Annotated in this window: 13 protein-coding genes and 1 pseudogene; 7 read left to right on the top strand and 7 right to left on the bottom strand. The window is 70.0% G+C overall.

The window, feature by feature from the left end; all coding sequences use genetic code 11:
- Positions 1–2 precede the first annotated feature (2 nt).
- The 5 genes from CLT71_RS22395 to rpmH form a co-directional block, all read right to left on the bottom strand.
- The gene (locus CLT71_RS22395; RefSeq protein ID WP_486483395.1) at positions 3–683 is read right to left on the bottom strand and encodes a Jag family protein; all 681 of its coding nucleotides are present in this window, start codon (positions 681–683) and stop codon (positions 3–5) included.
- A 216-nt stretch (positions 684–899) separates the two neighbouring features.
- Complete coding sequence (gene yidC, locus CLT71_RS22400; protein WP_101368832.1) at positions 900–1,952, bottom strand: membrane protein insertase YidC; 1,053 nt, start codon at positions 1,950–1,952, stop codon at positions 900–902.
- Complete coding sequence (gene yidD, locus CLT71_RS22405) at positions 1,949–2,212, bottom strand: membrane protein insertion efficiency factor YidD (protein ID WP_101371691.1); 264 nt, start codon at positions 2,210–2,212, stop codon at positions 1,949–1,951. The genes yidC and yidD overlap by 4 nt, the downstream gene beginning before the upstream one ends.
- A gap of 26 nt (positions 2,213–2,238) precedes the next feature.
- The gene (gene rnpA, locus CLT71_RS22410; RefSeq protein ID WP_101368833.1) at positions 2,239–2,673 is read right to left on the bottom strand and encodes a ribonuclease P protein component; all 435 of its coding nucleotides are present in this window, start codon (positions 2,671–2,673) and stop codon (positions 2,239–2,241) included.
- A gap of 35 nt (positions 2,674–2,708) precedes the next feature.
- Positions 2,709–2,846, bottom strand: coding sequence for a 50S ribosomal protein L34 (rpmH, locus tag CLT71_RS22415; protein ID WP_101368834.1), 138 nt, complete (start codon positions 2,844–2,846; stop codon positions 2,709–2,711).
- Positions 2,847–3,488: 642 nt separating this feature from the next.
- Here rpmH and dnaA point away from each other — a divergent pair.
- The 5 genes from dnaA to CLT71_RS22440 all read left to right on the top strand — a co-directional run bounded on the left by dnaA (position 3,489) and on the right by CLT71_RS22440 (position 10,158).
- Positions 3,489–5,555, top strand: a complete 2,067-nt coding sequence (gene dnaA / locus CLT71_RS22420) for a chromosomal replication initiator protein DnaA (protein ID WP_143743539.1) — start codon at positions 3,489–3,491, stop codon at positions 5,553–5,555.
- Between the two features lie 763 nt (positions 5,556–6,318).
- Positions 6,319–7,452 (top strand): DNA polymerase III subunit beta, encoded by a 1,134-nt coding sequence (dnaN, locus tag CLT71_RS22425; protein WP_101368835.1) that lies wholly within the window; start codon positions 6,319–6,321, stop codon positions 7,450–7,452.
- Positions 7,453–7,478: 26 nt separating this feature from the next.
- On the top strand, positions 7,479–8,351 hold the full coding sequence (gene gnd, locus CLT71_RS22430) for a phosphogluconate dehydrogenase (NAD(+)-dependent, decarboxylating) (protein WP_101368836.1): 873 nt from the start codon (positions 7,479–7,481) through the stop codon (positions 8,349–8,351).
- Between the two features lie 3 nt (positions 8,352–8,354).
- The gene (gene recF, locus CLT71_RS22435; RefSeq protein WP_101368837.1) at positions 8,355–9,527 is read left to right on the top strand and encodes a DNA replication/repair protein RecF; all 1,173 of its coding nucleotides are present in this window, start codon (positions 8,355–8,357) and stop codon (positions 9,525–9,527) included.
- Complete coding sequence (locus CLT71_RS22440; RefSeq protein ID WP_101368838.1) at positions 9,517–10,158, top strand: DciA family protein; 642 nt, start codon at positions 9,517–9,519, stop codon at positions 10,156–10,158. The genes recF and CLT71_RS22440 overlap by 11 nt, the downstream gene beginning before the upstream one ends.
- A 199-nt stretch (positions 10,159–10,357) precedes the next feature.
- Here CLT71_RS22440 and CLT71_RS38160 read toward each other — a convergent pair.
- Positions 10,358–11,563 (bottom strand): annotated as a pseudogene (locus CLT71_RS38160) (MFS transporter); the annotation flags it as partial.
- A gap of 244 nt (positions 11,564–11,807) precedes the next feature.
- Complete coding sequence (locus CLT71_RS22450) at positions 11,808–12,362, bottom strand: hypothetical protein (protein WP_101368839.1); 555 nt, start codon at positions 12,360–12,362, stop codon at positions 11,808–11,810.
- Positions 12,363–12,954: 592 nt separating this feature from the next.
- Here CLT71_RS22450 and gyrB point away from each other — a divergent pair.
- On the top strand, positions 12,955–14,904 hold the full coding sequence (gyrB, locus tag CLT71_RS22455; RefSeq protein WP_101371693.1) for a DNA topoisomerase (ATP-hydrolyzing) subunit B: 1,950 nt from the start codon (positions 12,955–12,957) through the stop codon (positions 14,902–14,904).
- 135 nt (positions 14,905–15,039) lie between these two features.
- The gene (gene gyrA, locus CLT71_RS22460) at positions 15,040–18,822 is read left to right on the top strand and encodes an intein-containing DNA gyrase subunit A (RefSeq protein ID WP_101371694.1); all 3,783 of its coding nucleotides are present in this window, start codon (positions 15,040–15,042) and stop codon (positions 18,820–18,822) included.
- Position 18,823: the final 1 nt, after the last annotated feature.

Raw genomic sequence — 18,823 nt, forward strand, 5'->3', positions numbered from 1 at the left:
GCTCAGTCGACCGGACGTACGACGATCCGGCGGTTCGGTTCGACGCCCTCGGACTCGCTCTCCACCCCGGCGATGGCGTTGACCACGTCGTGTACGCACTTGCGCTCGAAGGCGGACATCGGCTCCAGCCGGACGGCCTCGCCGTGCTGCTTGACCTTCTCCACAGCGTTCTTGGCCACGGCCGAGAGTTCCTTGCGGCGGGTCGCCCGGTAGCCACCGACGTCCAGCAGCAGCCGGCTGGGCGTTCCGGTCTGCCGGAACACCGCGAGCCGGGTCAGCTCCTGGAGCGCCTCCAGGGTGGCGCCACGCTGCCCGACCAGTGCCTGTAGGCGCCCGCCGACCACCTCGACCACCGGGCGTCCCGCGGAGACCAGCTCGTCGATGTCGCCGTCGTAGTCGAGGATGTCGAGGAGACCCTCGACATAGTCAGCGGCGATCTCGCTCTGCCGGAACAGGTCGGCGTCGCTCGTCGCCGCCGGCCGTTTACCGTTGCTGGTCTGCCCGACCTCGTCGCCGTCCTCCTCGCCGTCCACGTCGTCGTCGGACTCCGGGCCGGCGTCCGCGCTCTCCCCGTCGACCGCGACGGCCTCGGTGGTTTCGGCGTCCGCGGGCGGGCCCGCCGGCAGGACCGGCTCGGTGTCGCCGATGGGCTGCTCGGCGCGCGGAATACTGGTGTCGGTCACCGTCTCATCTCCGTACTCTCTCGGCCGGACCGTACGGTCCCGCTGGTTTCCCGGGGCCCGGCGGGAGATCGCCGAGTGCCACGGGCACGTCTGCACGGGCAACACTGCCCGTCGTCACGGGGCGCGGCGGATTCCGGCCGGCGCCAGACTGGTGGCAGCACGGCCGGAAGTCCTACCGGGCCACCGACCGACAGTCGCGGCCGGTGGTCGGTCGCGTCAACCCTGACGCTTCGCCGGGCGTCCCTTCTTGGGGTTGACCGGCTTGGCGCCCGGCTTGGGGGCGAGCGCCTTGGTGTCGACGGCCGGCTTCTCCGGCTGCGCACCGTTGGCCTTGGCCCGGCCGAACCGGCCGGCGGGCTTGGCCGGCTTGCCGGGCTGCACCGGGTTGCGGGAGTCGGTGCCCCGTCGGGAGCCGCCGCCGGCTCCGGTGGTACGCCGAGGAGCCGACTCGCCGGGCTTCGGCAGCCGGGGCGCGGTCTGCGGCGGCGGGTACTTGCGCAGTACCCACTGCTGCTGTCCGAGGGTGAAGAGGTTGTTGGTGACCCAGTAGATGACCACACCGATCGGGAAGATCGCGCCGGAGACCAGCAGTGAGGCGGGGATGCCGTAGAGCATCAGCCGCTGGATCATGCGCTGCTGCGGGTCCTCCGCCCAGCCGGTCTTGAGGATCATCTGCCGGCTGGTCAGGTAGGTGGTGGCGATCATGATGGCGACCAGTACGCCGGCCAGGATCTTGACCGAGGCGCCGCTGGCGTTCAGCCGGGCGAGCTCAGCCGCGGTGGAGCCGAACTTGCCGGCGATCGGCACGTCGAAGAGGCGGGCGTGGGTGGCGCTCTCGAACTGCTCAGCGGTCCAGCCGTACCGGGTCTTGCCCTCGTTGGCCGGGTCGAGCCGGCGGAGCACGTGGAAGAGGCCGATGAAGACCGGAGCCTGTAGGAAGATCGGAAGGCAGCCCATCAGCGGGTTGGCCTTCTCCTTCCGGTAGAGCTCCATCATTTCCTTCTGGAGCGTCTCCCGGTCACCCTTGTGCTTCTCCTGCAGTGCCTTCAGCTGGGGCTGGATCGCCTGCATCGCCCGCTGCGACTTGATCTGCTTGACGAAGATCGGGAAGAGGATCACCCGCAGGGTGACCACCAGGAAGATGATCGCCAGGATCCAGGACCAGTTCGTGCCCAGGACCGCGTTCGCCGACACTCCGATCGCGTCCCAGGCGGAGTGCCACAGCAGCAGGATCCACGAGATCGCCCAGTAGATCCAGTCGAGACTCAATTCGGGGCTCCAGTCACATCAGCGTGGCGGCGTGCGCCCGGCTTGGGTACCGGGTCATATCCACCTGGGTGGAAGGGATGGCAGCGCAACAGCCGCCGGACCGCCAGCGCGGCTCCCCGGAGCGCACCGTGCCCCGCGACCGCCTCCAGGGCGTACGCGCTGCACGACGGGTAGAACCGACAGCGGGCCGGCAGCGCCGGGCTTATCCAACGACGGTACGCGACGATGGCCCCTGCCAGCACTCGGGCACCGACGGTCATCCCCGGCGTACCGCCGGTCGAGTCCGTCACCGGGGCCGCCGGGAGGACCTGCGCGGGGCGAGTGCCGCCGCGATCGCGGTATCCAGGTCGGCGCCGAGCCGGGCGTACGACGCCTCGGCGGCGCTGGGCAGCGCGCGTACCACAAGGGTGGTGCCGGGCGGCAGACCCGGCAGCCGGTCACGGACCAGGTGCCGCAGCCGGCGTCGGACCTTGTTCCGGACCACCGCACCCCCCACGGCCTTGGAGACGACGAAGCCGGCTCGGGCGGGTGCGGGCTCGTGTCCCGCACCGGCGCTCCGAACCGGCTGCGATGCCGTCGTGGTCGTCGGGATGGAAGGTGGACCCGGGGTACCCGCCGAATCGAGATGTACGACAACTGATCCTCGACCGGCTCGGCGCCCACCCCGGATCGCCGCGGCGAAGTCACTGCTGCGCCGCAGTCGCTGTGCGGCCGCCAGCACGACTGCCTACATCCCCGGACCTGCCTTGCCAGCCGTCAGGCCGACAGGCGGGTGCGACCCTTGCCACGGCGGGCCGCGATGATGGCGCGACCAGCCCGGGTGCGCATGCGCAGCCGGAAGCCGTGGGTCTTCGCGCGCCGGCGGTTGTTCGGCTGGAAGGTGCGCTTGCTCACGTCAGGCTCTCCGTCGTCGTACGCCCCGGTCGTGCGACAGCGGGGTCGTGTGATTGTCTGGCGTCGACCGCCGGGACGGCTGGTGTCGATGCCGTCCAGGCGTCAGCCACGGCCCGTGCCGGGCCGCGGTCGACAGTCTTCCATCACCCTAGCAGAGGGGCGACAGAGCAACCCTTGGAGCCTACGCAGCCCCACAACGGCCGTCAAACGTCATGATCGCCCACCCGGCCGAGCCGGTACGCGGGACCGGCGGCGGGGTGGTTCGGCGGGTTTTTCGTCGATGTCGACGAGGTCCCGACGGGCCCGACGGTTGAAGGGTTGTGGACAACGCTGTTAGCGTGCCCGATTGCACGTCAGCGTCAGGGGGTGGGGGATGCCGCTGACGGGCAAAACCAGACAAGCTCGTCGATCGTTCGACAGATGAACCCGCGTCAACGCCGGTCGGGCCGGGGACAGACGACACGGACGCCCGGCCGGGCGACACAAATTCGGTCGATACACAGGCTGTGGATAACCTGTGGACGGCGCCGGCGACCGCCGAGTGCCGCGTCGTGCCTGTTCGAGCACGTCAGCAAGCCTGGAACGGTCGACCGGGACGGCAACGGCGGCCGGAGACGCAGAGGCGATGGGGGTGGCGCGACGGTGGCCGACACGATCGACCTTGGCGCGGTGTGGGCGGCGACGACAGAGGAACTGGCCGACGAGATCATTTCGGCTCAGCAGCGCGCCTATCTCCGACTGACCCGTCTGCACACGATCATCGAGGACACCGCGCTGCTCTCCGTACCGGACGCGTTCACCCGGGACGTGATCGAGTCGCGGCTCCGCCCGGCGATCACCGAGGCGCTCTCCCGCCGGCTGGGCCGGGCGGTCCAGGTGGCGGTTACCGTACGACCACCTGAGGACGGGCAGCCACGCCCGGCCGGTGGCTACCCGACCGGGCCGGAACCGGCCGGGCTGGGCGGACCCCCGGGTTATCCGGTCTCCGGCGGTCCGGCGGGCTATCCCGGCGGATCGGCCCAGAGCGGTGGCTACGGCGACCCCGACCCGCAGGGTGGCTACCCCGGTGCCGAGCCGACCGGCTACGACGACCGGGCGCCCGCCGGGTACGCCGACCCCGCCCCCGCCCCGGGCTACCGGGTCGAGCCGCTGCGCTTTCCCGGCGACGCCGAACGCGAATATCCGGTACGACCGGAGCAGGAGTTCCCGGCCGGCGGCGGACCGGACGTACCCGAACACCGCAACCCGGTGCCCGACCAGACCGGTGGTCGCAAACCACCGCCGTTCACCGGCTCGGCCCAGGTGCCGTCCGGCGGTACGGGGCGGTCGTCCGGGCGCCCCGACACTCCTCGCGGCGGCCTGATCCCGAACAGCCGGGACGGCCAGGAGACGCTCTTCGCCGCCCCCTATCCGGAGCCGTACCGGCAGGCTCCGCCGCAGCAGGAGCGGCGGGGCTTCGACGAGCGCGGGGGCGACACCGGCAATCTCGGCCAGTTCGGTGACCACCGGCCGGGCGACCGCCGCTACCACGACAGCCGGGACGATGCCGGACGGCTCGGGCCGGGTCGGGACGGCGGCCCGGACAACGGTCCGGGCCGGGGCGGCGCCAACGCCCTGCACCGGCCCGGTGGCCGGGACGACCGCCGACCGGGCGGGGTCGGCGGGGCCGGAGACGTCAGCGGCAACCGGCTGAACCCGAAGTACATGTTCGAGACCTTCGTCATCGGCTCGTCAAACCGGTTCGCCCACGCGGCCTCGGTGGCGGTCGCCGAGTCGCCTGCGAAGGCGTACAACCCGCTGTTCATCTACGGCAGCTCCGGCCTGGGCAAGACCCACCTGCTGCACGCCATCGGGCACTACGCGACGACGCTGGGCAACGCCCGCTCGGTCCGGTACGTCTCGACCGAGGAGTTCACCAACGACTTCATCAACTCGCTGCGGGACGACAAGACGAGTGCCTTCCAGCGCCGCTACCGCGACGTCGACATCCTGTTGATCGACGACATCCAGTTCCTGGAGAACCGCGAGCGGACCCAGGAGGAGTTCTTCCACACCTTCAACACGCTGCACAACGCCAACAAGCAGATCGTGATCACCTCGGACCGGAAGCCGAAGGACCTGGCGACGCTGGAGGACCGGCTGCGTACCCGCTTCGAGTGGGGACTGCTCGCCGACATCCAGCCGCCGGACCTGGAGACCCGGATCGCGATCCTGCAGAAGAAGGCGGCCCAGGAGCGGCTCTTCGCCCCACCGGACGTACTGGAGTTCATCGCCTCGCGGATCGCCAACTCGATCCGGGAACTCGAGGGCGCGCTGATCCGGGTGACCGCGTTCGCCTCGCTGACCCGGTCACCTGTCGAACTCGCGCTCGCCGAGGAGGTGCTCCGGGACTTCATCCCGGACGGCTCCGGGCCGGAGATCACCGCCGACCAGATCATGATCTCCACCGCCGACTACTTCGGGGTGAGCCTGGAGGACCTGCGCGGGCAGTCCCGGTCCCGGGTGCTCGTCAACGCCCGCCAGGTGGCGATGTACCTGTGCCGGGAGCTGACCGACCTGTCGCTGCCCCGGATCGGCCAGGCGTTCGGCGGGCGGGACCACACCACAGTGATGCACGCCGACCGGAAGATCCGGCAGCAGATGGCGGAGCGCCGGTCGCTCTACAACCAGATCGCCGAGTTGACGAACCGGATCAAGCAGATCACCTGACCCACCGACGACCGGCGAGGGCCGGGTACGGGCGCCCGATCGGCCCGTACCCGGCCCTCGGTCGTGTCGGGAGAACCTGCGCGGTGCCCGGTCGACCGGCTTCCGGCCGTCCCCAGGGACACCGGTTGTACCCAACCTGTCCACAGGTGGTTGTCCACCGACGGTGGATAACTTCGATGCCGGCCGGCACCCGCAACCCACAACCTGTGGACAGAGGCTGGGGAAACGTGTGTGGACAATCACTGAGCGTGACAAAGTTTTCCACCGGCAGCGCTCGGCTGTGCACGGGCTGTTGAAGGTTCTGGGGACGGTGTATGTCGATCTTCCGACGGCTGTGCCCACAGATGGGGAAAAGCCGGTGGGTAACCCGGTGGACAACCGGTGGACAGGCGTGGATAACTCCGCCCCCGGCGGCGCCTGTGGATCGCGAGACCCGTTCCGACCCCTGTTGTCCACACCCCGCACACCGGTGGACAACCCGCTGACCAGGCAAGAGGCTGCTTCTCCACAGTTTGCACAGCACCGATGAAGACGATTGAGTTATCTCTTCAAGAGAACAAAAACCAATCATCGGCGTTGGGCATCCTGTGGACTCTTTTGAACCGTCGTACCCAGGGGTCAGGATCTGTCGAAGTGCCGGGGTCGGGCGCACAGCCGATGCGGCCGGGTCCTAAGGTGCGATGCAGACCCGCACGGTTGGCGGGGCCGGAAGGCAGCCGCCGGCATGAGACAGTTGTCGCTGACGTCGATCCGGAGGCATGGCATGAAGTTCCGCGTGGAGCGTGACGCGCTCGCCGACGCCGTGGCGTGGACCGCGAAGAGTCTGCCCAACCGTCCCTCGGTGCCGGTGCTGGCCGGCGTACTGCTGCGGGTCGGCGAGGGCGGGCTGCACGTCTCGGGCTTCGACTACGAGGTCTCCAGCCAGGTGACCGTCGACGTGCAGAGCGAGGCGGAGGGTGCCGCGCTGGTCTCCGGCCGGCTGCTGGCGGAGATCACCAAGGCGCTGCCGGCCAAGCCGGTCGACATCGCCGCCGCCGGAGCGCACCTGGAGCTGGTCTGCGGCAGCGCCCGGTTCACCCTGCCGACGATGCCGGTCGAGGACTACCCGACCCTGCCGGAGATGCCGGGCAGCGCCGGCACCATCGACGCGGCCACCTTCGCCGCCGCGGTCGGCCAGGTCGCGATTGCCGCCGGCCGGGACGAGACGCTGCCGATGATGACCGGCGTACGCATCGAGCTGAACGGCACGACCCTGTCGATGCTCGCCACCGACCGGTACCGGCTGGCCCTGCGCGAGATCGACTGGCGGCCGGACGACCCGGAGGTCAGCATCAACGCGCTGGTGCCGGCCCGGACCCTGCACGACACCGCCAAGGCCCTCGGTCCGCTCGGCGGCGACGTCACGATGGCGCTCTCCCAGGGGGCCGCCGGTGAGGGGCTGATCGGGTTCGCCGGTGGCACCCGCCGGACCACCAGCCGGCTGCTGGACGGCGCCAACTACCCGCCGGTGCGCTCGCTCTTCCCGGCCAGCTCCAACGCGGAGGCCCGGGTCTCGGTCGCCGCGCTCGTCGAGGTCGTCAAGCGGGTGTCGCTGGTCGGCGGCCGGACCACGCCGGTGCTGCTCAACTTCAGCTCGGACGGCCTGGTGGTCGAGGCCGGCAGCACCGAGGAGGCCCGGGCGAGCGAGGCGATGGACGCCACGTTCACCGGCGAGCCGCTGACCATCGGCTTCAACCCGCAGTACCTGATCGACGGACTCCAGAACCTTGGCTCGGCGCTGGCGGTCTTCACCTTCGTCGACGCCTTCAAGCCCGCGGTGATCTCGCCCTCCGGCGAGGACGGGGAGATCATCCCCGGCTACCGCTATCTGATCATGCCGATCCGGGTCACCCGCTGATCGCACCGGTTCTGGAAGGAAAGTTCATGCAACTCGGCCTGGTGGGGCTCGGCCGGATGGGCGGCAACATGCGCGAACGACTGCGCGCCGCCGGACACGAAGTGATCGGCTACGACCAGAACCCGGCGCTCTCCGACGTGGCCAGCCTGGCGGAGCTGGCCGAGAAGCTGGCCGCACCCCGGGCGGTCTGGGTGATGGTGCCGGTGCAGTACACCGAGCCGACGGTCGACGGGCTGATCGAGGTGCTCTCCGCCGGAGACATCGTGATCGACGGCGGGAACTCCCGGTTCAGCGACGACCTGCCCCGGGCGGAGAAGCTCGACCGGCACGGCCTCGGCTACATCGACGTCGGGGTCTCCGGCGGCGTCTGGGGCCGGGAGAACGGCTACGGCCTGATGGTCGGCGGCGACGAGCGGCACGTCGAGCGGTTGATGCCGATCTTCGACGCGCTCAAGCCGGCGGGCGAGTTCGGCTTCGTACACTCCGGGCCGGTCGGCGCCGGGCACTACGCCAAGATGGTGCACAACGGCATCGAGTACGGCCTGATGCACGCCTACGCCGAGGGCTACGAGCTGCTCACCGCCTCCGAGCTGGTGACGAACGTGCCCGGTGTGATCAAGTCCTGGCGGGAGGGCACCGTCGTCCGGTCCTGGCTGCTCGACCTGCTCGACCGGGCCCTCGAGGAGGATCCGGAACTCTCCCAGCTCAGCGACTACACCGAGGACACCGGCGAGGGTCGCTGGACGGTGGACGAGGCGGTCCGGCTCGCCGTACCGCTGAACGTCATCGCCGCTTCGCTCTTCGCCCGGTTCGGTTCCCGCCAGGACGACTCGCCCGCGCTGAAGGCCGTCTCCGCACTGCGACAGCAGTTCGGCGGGCACGCCGTACGCAAGCACTGACCGGTGTACGTCCGCCGGCTCGAACTGGTCGACTTCCGCTCGTACGAGCGGGTCGGCGTCGACCTGGAGCCGGGTGGGAACGTCCTCGTCGGCCCGAACGGGGTGGGCAAGACCAACCTCGTCGAGGCGCTCGGCTACGTGGCGACGCTTGACAGCCACCGGGTCGCCACCGACGCCCCGCTGGTCCGGGCCGGCGCCGCGACGGCGGTGCTGCGGTGCGCGATCGTGCACGAGGGCCGGGAACTTCTCGTCGAGTTGGAGATCGCCCCCGGGCGGGCCAACCGGGCCCGGTTGAACCGCTCACCGGCCCGCCGCGCCCGGGACGTGCTCGGCGCGCTGCGGCTGGTCCTCTTCGCTCCGGAGGACCTGGAGCTGGTTCGGGGTGACCCGGCCGAGCGCCGGCGTTACCTGGACGACCTGCTGGTCACCCGGATGCCCCGGTACGCCGCCGTCCGCGCCGACTACGAGCGGGTGGTGAAGCAACGCAACGCGTTGCTGCGTACCTCCTATCTGGCCCGGAAGACCGCCGGCGGGCGGGGACGGGCCGCCCGGCCCGACGCCGAGCGCCCGGCCGAGGGCGGGGACCTGTCGACCCTCGCGGTCTGGGACACCCACCTGGCCCGGCACGGGGCGGAGCTGCTGGCCGGCCGGCTGGAGCTGGTCGCCGCGCTCGGCCCGCACGTGACAAAGGCGTACGACGCGGTGGCGGCCGGGCGGGGCGCGGCGTCGATCGCGTACCGGCCGTCGGTGGAGCTGACCGACCCGGTACCGGACCGGTCGGCTCTGGAGGCGGCCCTGTCGACCGCGCTCGCGCAGGCTCGACCGGCGGAGATCGATCGTGGCATGACGCTGGTCGGGCCGCACCGCGACGAGCTGACGTTGACGTTGGGCTCGCTCCCGGCCCGGGGGTACGCGAGCCACGGCGAGTCCTGGTCGTACGCGCTGGCGCTCCGGCTCGCCGCCTACGACCTGCTCCGCGCCGACGGCGTCGAACCGGTGCTGGTGCTCGACGACGTCTTCGCCGAACTGGACAGCGGTCGCCGGGAGCGCCTGGCCGAGCTGGTTGCCGGGGCCAGTCAGCTCCTGGTCACCTGCGCGGTCGCCGACGACGTGCCGCAGGCGCTGCGGGGCGCCCGCTACGAGGTCTCCGAGGGGCAGGTGCGCCGTGCCGACTGATCCAGAGACACCCCGGCCGGCGGAGGCCGCTCCGGCACCGGCGGCCGGAGACGGTGACCTGGCCGGTCCGGCGCTGGCCCGGGCGGTACTCGACGCCGCGCTCGCCAAACGCAAGGGGCCCGCCCCGCGTCGACGTACCCCCGGCGGAGCGGATCTGGACGCGGAGTCGGCGGCCGACGGCGCGGCGGGCGGGTCCGGCGGCGCCGGCTCGACGGCCGGCCGGCCGGGCGGGCAGCGGCGCCGCCCGCGCGGCTACTCCGGGCCGGGGCCGGACCCCCGAGATCCGCAGTTGCTCGGTACGGTGCTGGCCCGGCTGGTGAAGGCCCGGGGCTGGCAGCAGCCGGCCGCCGAGGCGACCGTCTTCGGTGCCTGGGAGCGGGTGGTCGGCCCGGACGTGGCCGAGCACAGCCGACCGGTGAAGCTGGAGAACGGTGAACTCACGGTCGAGGCGGAGTCGACTGCGTGGGCGACGCAGCTGCGGCTGCTCGCCGGTTCGCTGCTGCGGCGGATCGCAGCCGAGGTCGGGCACGGCGTGGTTCGTCGGCTGCACGTGCACGGCCCGACGGCACCGTCCTGGTCGCGGGGTCCACGGCGGGTACGAGGACGTGGCCCTCGGGACACCTACGGCTGAGCCGGACCGACGGCAGGCGCCGGGTGAGCCGGCCGAACGCGATCCGACGCCGGGCGACCGTGATTCGGCCCCGGCCAGCCGTGGTCCGGCGCCGGGCGGCGGCGGATCGGGCGGCCGGCAGCGCGCGTCGCCGCGGTGCGAGCCGGCGCGGGGTGAGCCAGCGCGGGGTGGATCGGCGTGTGGCGGAACGGACGGCCGCCGGCTGCCGGCGGGACAGCGCGGCACCGGCCCAGATCGAGGCGAGCAGTCCGAGGCATCCGGCGAGCACCAGGGTCTGCCGGGGACCGACGTGCTCGGAGAGCCAGCCGAGGAGCGGGGCGCCGACGGCGGCGGCAACCGAGCCGGTGACCGCGATCGCGGCCAGCACCCGACCCCGCATGGCGCCGTCGGTGTCGAGCTGGGCCCGGGTGCCCACGGTGGTGTCGATGATCACCGCGGCGGCGGCGATCGGCAGGATCGCGGCGGCGAAGGTCCAGATCCCGGGGGCCAGCCCGGCGACGGCCTGCAACACGCTGGCGGCCACCCCGGCGCCGACCAGCAGCCGGTAGCTGAGGTCGCGGCTGCGGGCGGCGGCCACCGCACCGAGTACGGTGCCGACCGCGAAGACCGTGGAGAGCAGCCCGTAGCCGCCGGCCCCGCCGCCGAGCGGGCCGGCGCTCATCGCCGCCATGGTGACCTGGTAGTTGCGGCCCAGGCTGCCGAGGACGAAGGCGAGGGCCAGGGCGATGAGTACGACCGGCTGCCGGCAGAGGTAGCGCAGTCCGGCGCGTACGCCGTGCCGGGCGTCGCCCCGTTCCGGCGGGCCGGCCTCCGGCTGGTACAGCTCCCGCTGGCGTACGGCGAGCAGCGCGGCGACCACGGCGGTGAAGCTGATGGAGTTGATCACGAACAGCAGTGCCGGCCCGGTGGCGGCCACCACTACGGCACCGACGCTCATGCCGAGGATCCGCCCGGCGGAGTTGCCGAGCGAGCCCAGGGCGAGGGCGTTGCCGAGGCTCTCCCGGTGCACCATTGTCGAGCCGTACCGGCCCATCACCGGTCCTTCGAGCGCCGAGAGCACGCCGCTGACCAGCGAGATCAGATAGATCGTCGACATCTGTGGCGTGTCCGACCAGGCCACCGCGGCCAGGCCGGCGGCGAGCCCGGCGTGCCCGAACTGGGTGGCGACCAGCAGCGGTCGGGCGGGCAGCCGGTCCGCGAGTGCCCCGCCCCAGCCGCTGAGCAGCAGGGTGGGCAGCGCCTGGAGCAGCACCGCCAGGCCCATGGAGGTGGCCGAGCCGGTCTGCTGGAGGACGTACCAGTTGACTCCGAGCACCTGCATCCAGGTGCCGATCACCGAGACCAGGCCGGCGCCGGCCCAGATCCGGAAGTTCCGGTGGCGCAGCGCCCCGAAGGTCGTACGCAAGGCTGCGAACCCTCCCCGTTGCTGGCGGCGAGGGCGGAGCGTACGTCCCGGCGCCGTGACTGACCGTCATCGGAGCGTTGCTTTCCGAGTGACGTTCGAGTGTTGCTGCTGCGCTGCGTCGCCGTTCAGGGGGCGATGAGCTGCGTCACGGCGTACTGGTGCGTAATTAGTAATTCGGACCAGCTATGACATGGCTGTTCGGCGGAGGGGATGTCGAACGGGGGTGCCGGCGGCGGGTCGACGGTCAGGAGTCGGCGTAGACGGCGAAGCCGCGTTCGGCGCACCTGCGGTAGAAGCCGGCCAGCACGGCCAGCTCGGAGCGGGGGAAGCTCCACTGCGGCGGAGCGCCGGACTCGTCGCGCAGCGCGTCGAGGCGGCTGTCCAGCCAGCGCAGTTGCTGTTCCGCCAGACGGCCGTCGGCCAGCGCGGCCCGGAGTACGGCGCTGACCGTGTCGAAGGTCACCGACTCGCCGTGTGCCCGGTGCCCGTCCACGAACCGCTCCAGGCCGCCGGCGATCCAGGCGCAGCCGTCGGGGTCGATCACCGGGTCCTCGTCCTCGGCGGCGGCCTCGGTGGCGTAGAGCACCCCGTTCAGCCCGAGCAGCAGGTCGACCAGTTCGGTGTAGGCGGTCGCCCGGACCGAGCCGTTCTTGGCGATGTATCCGGCCAGCGCCGCAGTCGGCGCGGCCACCTCGGGCGCGTCGGCCAGCTCGCCGAAGTCGACGAACTCGGCCGGGGCGACCGGATCGTAGAAGCGGCCGGTTCGCGGCCAGCGCACCGCGACGTTGTCCAGCCCCATCGGGCGTCACCTCTCCATGCACCTGACGAAACCGGTCGGATGGACCGTCCGATGCTCTTACCGGGCATCCTGGCCACGGAGCTTACTTCCGGCGTCGCCAAGTTACGGCACCGCTCACCCTCCGCGCGACCCCCGGGCGGGGTACGCCGCGACGCTGCGTCCCGGCTCGCCCCGGCTGGGCGGGAACGACCAGGTTGGGGGGTGTCGGCAGGTGAGGACGCGACGATCCCGGAAACCGCCCCCGATTCAATCCCGGGCGTGTGGGGGGAGTCGTGGGCGAGGGGGTACGGCCGTCTACGTGGGTCTGAGGGCGCCGCGCAGGGGTGCCGCATACCCAATGTGTCATCCGGGCACAGTAGGATTGACGGCGAGACGACGACACGGTGTGGAGCGGGACCCGGGCCCGAAACGGTCCGGCCGGCGCCGCGCCGGGTCCGAGCCGATCGCGATCCGTGGGCAACCGCGGCGACCGGCGCGTTCGACCGTACCCCGGAGTTCCTCGTGGTGCCGGCCCACGCGCCCGGTCGCGGGCCGCCCACCAAACCCGCGCTCCCGCATCGCACGGTGTGGGCGGCGCGAGAAAGTGGCCAAGGTGGCAGCGCAGAAGAAGCAGGAGTACGGCGCCGAGTCGATCACCGTTCTGGAGGGCCTGGAGGCCGTCCGCAAGCGGCCCGGTATGTACATCGGATCGACTGGTGAACGCGGTCTGCACCACCTGGTCTGGGAGGTCGTGGACAACGCGGTGGACGAGGCGCTCGCCGGCTACTGCGACACCATCGAGGTGGTGCTGCTCGCCGACGGCGGCGTCCGGGTCACAGACAACGGCCGGGGCTTCCCGGTCGACCTGCATCCGAAGCTGAAGAAGCCGGGCGTCGAGGTGGCGCTGACCGTCCTGCACGCGGGCGGCAAGTTCGACGGCAAGGCGTACGCGGTCTCCGGCGGCCTGCACGGCGTCGGCGTGTCGGTGGTCAACGCGCTCTCCACCCGGATGTTCGTGGAGATCCACAAGGACGGTTACGTCTGGCGGCAGAGCTACGCCAACTCCAAGCCCTCCCCGCTGGAGAAGGGCGAGACCACCAACACCACCGGCTCGTCGGTCTCGTTCTGGCCGGACCCGTCGGTCTTCGAGACCGTCGACTTCGCCTTCGAGACGATCTACCGGCGCATCCAGGAGTACGCCTTCCTCAACCGGGGGCTGACCATCCAACTCCGCGACGAGCGGGTGCAGGAGGATGACGGCAAACCGCGTGAGGTGACCTTCTGCTACAAGGGCGGCATCTCCGACTTCGTCCGGCACCTCAACGCCTCGAAGAACCCGATCCACAAGACGGTGGTCGAGTTCGGGGCCGAGGAGGAGAGCGAGGGCATGTCGGTCGAGATCGCCATGCAGTGGAACGAGTCGTACGGCGAGTCGGTCTACACCTTCGCCAACACCATCAACACGCACGAGGGCGGTACCCACGAGGAGGGCTTCCGGGCCGCGTTGACCAGCGTGGTCAACCGGTACGGCGCGGACAAGAAGCTGCTCAAGAATGACGAGAAGCTCTCCGGCGAGGACATCCGGGAAGGGCTCGCCGCGATCATCTCGGTCAAGCTGACCAACCCGCAGTTCGAGGGGCAGACCAAGACCAAGCTCGGCAACACCCCGGTGAAGAGCTTCGTGCAGCGGGTCTGCAACGAGTGGCTGGTCGACTGGTTCGACCGCAACCCGGCCGAGGCGAAGCTGATCATCACCAAGGCCACCCAGGCGGCCCGGGCCCGGATCGCGGCCCAGCAGGCCCGCAAGCTGGCCCGGCGCAAGTCGCTGCTGGAGTCCGGTTCGATGCCGGGCAAGCTCGCCGACTGCCAGTCCACCGACCCGCGCGAGTCCGAGGTCTTCATCGTCGAGGGTGACTCGGCGGGCGGTTCGGCGAAGCAGGGCCGGGACCCGAGGACCCAGGCGATCCTGCCGATCCGGGGCAAGATCCTCAACGTGGAGAAGGCCCGGATCGACCGGGTGTTGAAGAACAACGAGGTCCAGGCGCTGATCACCGCGCTCGGTACCGGCATCCACGACGACTTCGACATCGAGAAGCTGCGCTATCACAAGATCGTGCTGATGGCCGACGCCGACGTCGACGGCCAGCACATCCAGACCCTGCTGCTGACCCTGCTGTTCCGGTTCATGCGGCCGCTGGTGGAGCTGGGGCACGTCTACCTGGCGGCGCCGCCGCTCTACAAGATCAAGTGGAACCGGAAGGGCGACGACGCCCAGTACGCCTACTCCGACCGGGAGCGGGACGGGCTGATCGCGCTGCGGCAGCAGAAGAAGGCGAACGCCAAGCCGGATGACATCCAGCGGTTCAAGGGTCTCGGCGAGATGAACTACCCAGAGTTGTGGGAGACCACGATGAACCCGGCCACGCGTACCCTCCGCCAGGTCACCCTGGACGACGCGGCGACCGCGGACGAGCTGTTCAGCGTCCTGATGGGCGAGGACGTGGAGGCACGCCGCTCGTTCATCCAGCGCAACGCCAAGGACGTCCGGTTCCTCGACATCTAGTGGCGGCACGGCGGCTCCCGCATCGGCCGAACGGCCAGCCGGGACCGCCGTTCCACACAGTTATCCACAGCTTTCACGGTTTCCACAGCCGTTATCCACAGCGGAATGCGGCTTTGAGTCTGATAAGGGTTGACAGTGACGGATACTCCCGAGTCCTCCGCTAACGAGCCGGAGCAGGAAGCGGCCGCGAGCGCGGTGGCCCAGCACGACCGGATCGAGCCGGTCGGGCTCGAGGTGGAGATGCAGCGCTCCTACCTCGACTACGCGATGAGCGTGATCGTCGGGCGGGCGCTGCCGGACGTACGGGACGGGCTCAAGCCCGTACACCGGAAGATCCTCTACGCGATGTTCGACTCCGGCTACCGCCCGGACCGTGGGTACGTGAAGTGCTCCCGGGTGGTCGGCGACGTGATGGGTCAGTTCCACCCGCACGGCGACTCTGCGATCTACGACGCACTGGTCCGGATGGCCCAGACCTGGTCGCTGCGCTACCCGCTGGTCGACGGCAACGGCAACTTTGGTTCGCCCGGAAATGACCCGGCTGCCGCGATGCGTTACTGTATCAGCGGAAATGCCCGAATTCGTGCCGCCGAGGGAACGGTGCGGATCGACCAGATCGTTCCCGGTGCCGCGCCCAGCTCCGAGACCGACATCGACCTCAAGGTCCGGGACCGCAACGGCGACCTGGTCCGGGCCTCGAAGTTCTTCCACTCCGGCGAGCACCCGACGTTGCGGCTGCGCACCCGCGAGGGCTATGAGCTGACCGGTACGCACAACCACCCGGTGCTCTGCCTGGTGGCGGTGGCCGGGGTGCCGACCCTGCTCTGGAAGTTGCTGGCCGAGGTCCGCCCTGGTGACCGGGTGGTGCTTCAGCGGACGGTGCCGGACGAGATCGGCTACCCGATGCTGGAGCACGTCGAGGCGGCGGTCCTGGCCGGCGCACTTGTCAGCGAAGGCTGGATTTCCGACCAATGGGTGGAGTTTGCCAATGTAGACAAAGCCTTCTTCACTCGGGTCGTTGCTGCGTTCGACCTTGCGGTAGGCGGTAAGCGGTGGTTCTTCGAGGAGCGAATGACCTCTGGTAAGACGCTGTATCGCCTGCGGGCAGGTGTCAGGCAGCTTTCAGATACAGCTCTGGGCGAGCTGGTTGGGGCACGGAGTGCGGCGAAGTTCGTGCCGGAGTTCGTCTGGCAGGGGCCGGCAGCGGTCAAGCGCGCCTTCCTCCAGGCGCTCTTCGAGGGCGACGGATCCTCGTCGCTGCTGCCCCGCAACACCATGCAGATCTCGTACTCGACCCGCAGCGAGCGGCTGGCCCGCGAGGTCCAGCAGTTGCTGCTGGAGTTCGGCGTGGTCAGCCGACAGTGCCGGTACGACAACGGTGAGACCAAGGTCGTGGTGACCAACCGCCGAGACGCCCGGCTGTTCGCGCAGCGGGTCGGCTTCCTCGGCCGCAAGCAGGCGAAGCTGGAGTCTGAGCTGGCGAGCGTGCCGGCAACCAGCACGGCGTTGTCGGGTGACCACGTGCCGTACGTCGGCGATTTCATCCGGGAGCACGGCGCACAGCGCTGGACCGAGCGGGACTGGCTGCGTCGCCACAACGTCGACCGGATCGAGCGCTGGGAGCGGGACCGGGCCGAGATCGCGGCTCGGATCACCGAACGGGAGGTGCGCGACGTCGTCGAGCCGCTGGTGGACGGCCGGTTCTACTACGCCGAGGTCGCCGAAATCGTCGACGCGGGCGTACAGCCCGTTTACAGCCTGCGGGTAGACACCGACGACCACTCCTTCGTCAGCAACGGGTTCGTCAGCCACAACACCGAATGCAAGCTCGACCCGCTGGCGATGGAGATGCTCCGGGACATCGACGAGGACACCGTCGACTTCCAGGACAACTACGACGGCCGGGCCAAGGAGCCGACGATCCTGCCGTCCCGGATCCCGAACCTGCTGGTGAACGGTTCCGAGGGCATCGCGGTCGGCATGGCCACCAAGATCCCGCCGCACAACCTGCGGGAGATCGCCGCCGCGGTGCAGTGGTGCCTGGAGAACCCGGACGCCGACGAGGCCACCACGCTCGACGAGTTGATCGGGATCGTCAAGGGGCCGGACTTCCCGACCCACGGGCTGATCGTCGGGACCACCCCGATCCAGGACGCGTACCGGACCGGGCGGGGCTCGATCCGGATGCGCGCGGTGGTGGAGGTGGAGGAGGACAAGAGGGGCCGGACGAGCCTCGTCGTCACCGAGCTGCCGTACCAGGTCAACCCCGACAACCTCGCCGAGCGGATCGCCGAGCTGATCAAGGAGGGCAAGCTCGCCGGGATCGCCGACATCCGGGACGAGTCCTCCGGGCGTACCGGTATGCGGATCGTGCTGGTGCTCAAGCGCGACGCGGTCGCCAAGGTGGTGCTGAACAACCTCTACAAGCACACCCAGCTTCAGGAGACCTTCGGCGCCAACATGCTGGCCCTGGTCGACGGGGTGCCGCGCACGCTCAACCTGGCCCAGTTCATCCGGTACTACGTCGAGCACCAGATCGACGTGATCCGGCGGCGGACGGCGTACCGGTTGCGCAAGGCCGAGGAACGGGCGCACATCCTGCGGGGTCTGGTCAAGGCGTTGGACGCGCTCGACGAGGTCATCGCGCTGATCCGGCGCTCGCCCACGGTGGAGGAGGCCAGGCAGGGCCTGATCCAGCTCCTCGACATCGACGAGGTGCAGGCCACCGCGATCCTGGACATGCAGCTCCGCCGGCTCGCCGCGCTGGAACGCCAGAAGATCATCGACGAGCTGGCCAAGATCGAGCTGGAGATCGCCGACCTCAAGGACATCCTCGCCAAGCCGGAGCGGCAGCGGAAGATCGTCTCCGAGGAACTCGGCGAGATCGTGGCCAAGTGGGGCGACGAGCGGCGGACCAAGATCGTGCCCTTCGAGGGCGAGGTCTCGATGGAGGACCTGATCGCCCGCGAGGACGTGGTGGTCACGATCACCCGGACCGGGTACGCCAAGCGGACCAAGGTCGACCTCTACCGTTCGCAGCGCCGGGGCGGCAAGGGGGTCAGTGGCGCGACACTGCGCCAGGACGATATCGTCAGCAACTTCTTCGTCTGCTCCACGCACGACTGGATGCTCTTCTTCACCAATAAGGGGAGGGTGTACCGGGCCAAGGCGTACGAGTTGCCGGAGGCCAGTAGGGTGGCGAGAGGCCAGCACGTGGCCAATCTGCTTGCCTTCCAGCCTGACGAGCAGATCGCCCAGGTGATCGAGATTCCGGACTACCAGGTCGCGCCGTACCTGGTACTGGCCACCAGGAATGGTCTGGTCAAGAAGACGAGGTTGGAGGAGTTCGATTCCAACCGCTCCGGCGGCATCATCGCGATCAACCTCCGCGACGAGGACGAGCTGGTCGGAGCGGCGCTTGCGGGACCCGGGGACGACCTCCTGCTGGTGTCCAAGAAGGCGCAGGCGATCCGGTTCAACGCCACCGACGAGGCGCTCCGGCCGATGGGTCGGGCCACCTCGGGCGTGATCGGGATGCGGTTCACCGACGACGACGTGCTGCTGGCGATGGAGGTGGTCCGCGAGGGCATGGATCTCGATGTCCTCGTGGCGACGAACGGGGGTTACGCGAAACGTACCCCGATCGAGGAATACCCCGTGCAGGGTAGGGGAGGTAAAGGGGTGCTGACCGCGAAGATCACGGAGCGCCGCGGCGGTCTGGTCGGCGCGGTCGTCATCAGCCCGGACGACGAGCTGTTCGCCATCACCAGCAACGGCGGTGTGATCCGGACTCCAGTGAAGCCTGTACGCCGAACGCGTGATCGGAACACAATGGGGGTCAAACTGATGGACCTACCAGACGGCGTGACTATTGTGGCGATTGCTCGCAATGCCGACGAGCCTGACGAACAGGACTAGT

Source organism: Plantactinospora sp. CNZ320 (assembly GCF_002846275.1).

Excerpts from the sequence above, each read along its gene's own strand:
- yidD (WP_101371691.1), bottom strand. The coding sequence starts at position 2,212 with ATGACCGTCGGTGCCCGAGTGCTGGCAGGGGCCATCGTCGCGTACCGT.
- dnaN (WP_101368835.1), top strand. The coding sequence starts at position 6,319 with ATGAAGTTCCGCGTGGAGCGTGACGCGCTCGCCGACGCCGTGGCGTGG.
- gnd (WP_101368836.1), top strand. The coding sequence starts at position 7,479 with ATGCAACTCGGCCTGGTGGGGCTCGGCCGGATGGGCGGCAACATGCGC.
- CLT71_RS22450 (WP_101368839.1), bottom strand. The coding sequence starts at position 12,362 with ATGGGGCTGGACAACGTCGCGGTGCGCTGGCCGCGAACCGGCCGCTTC.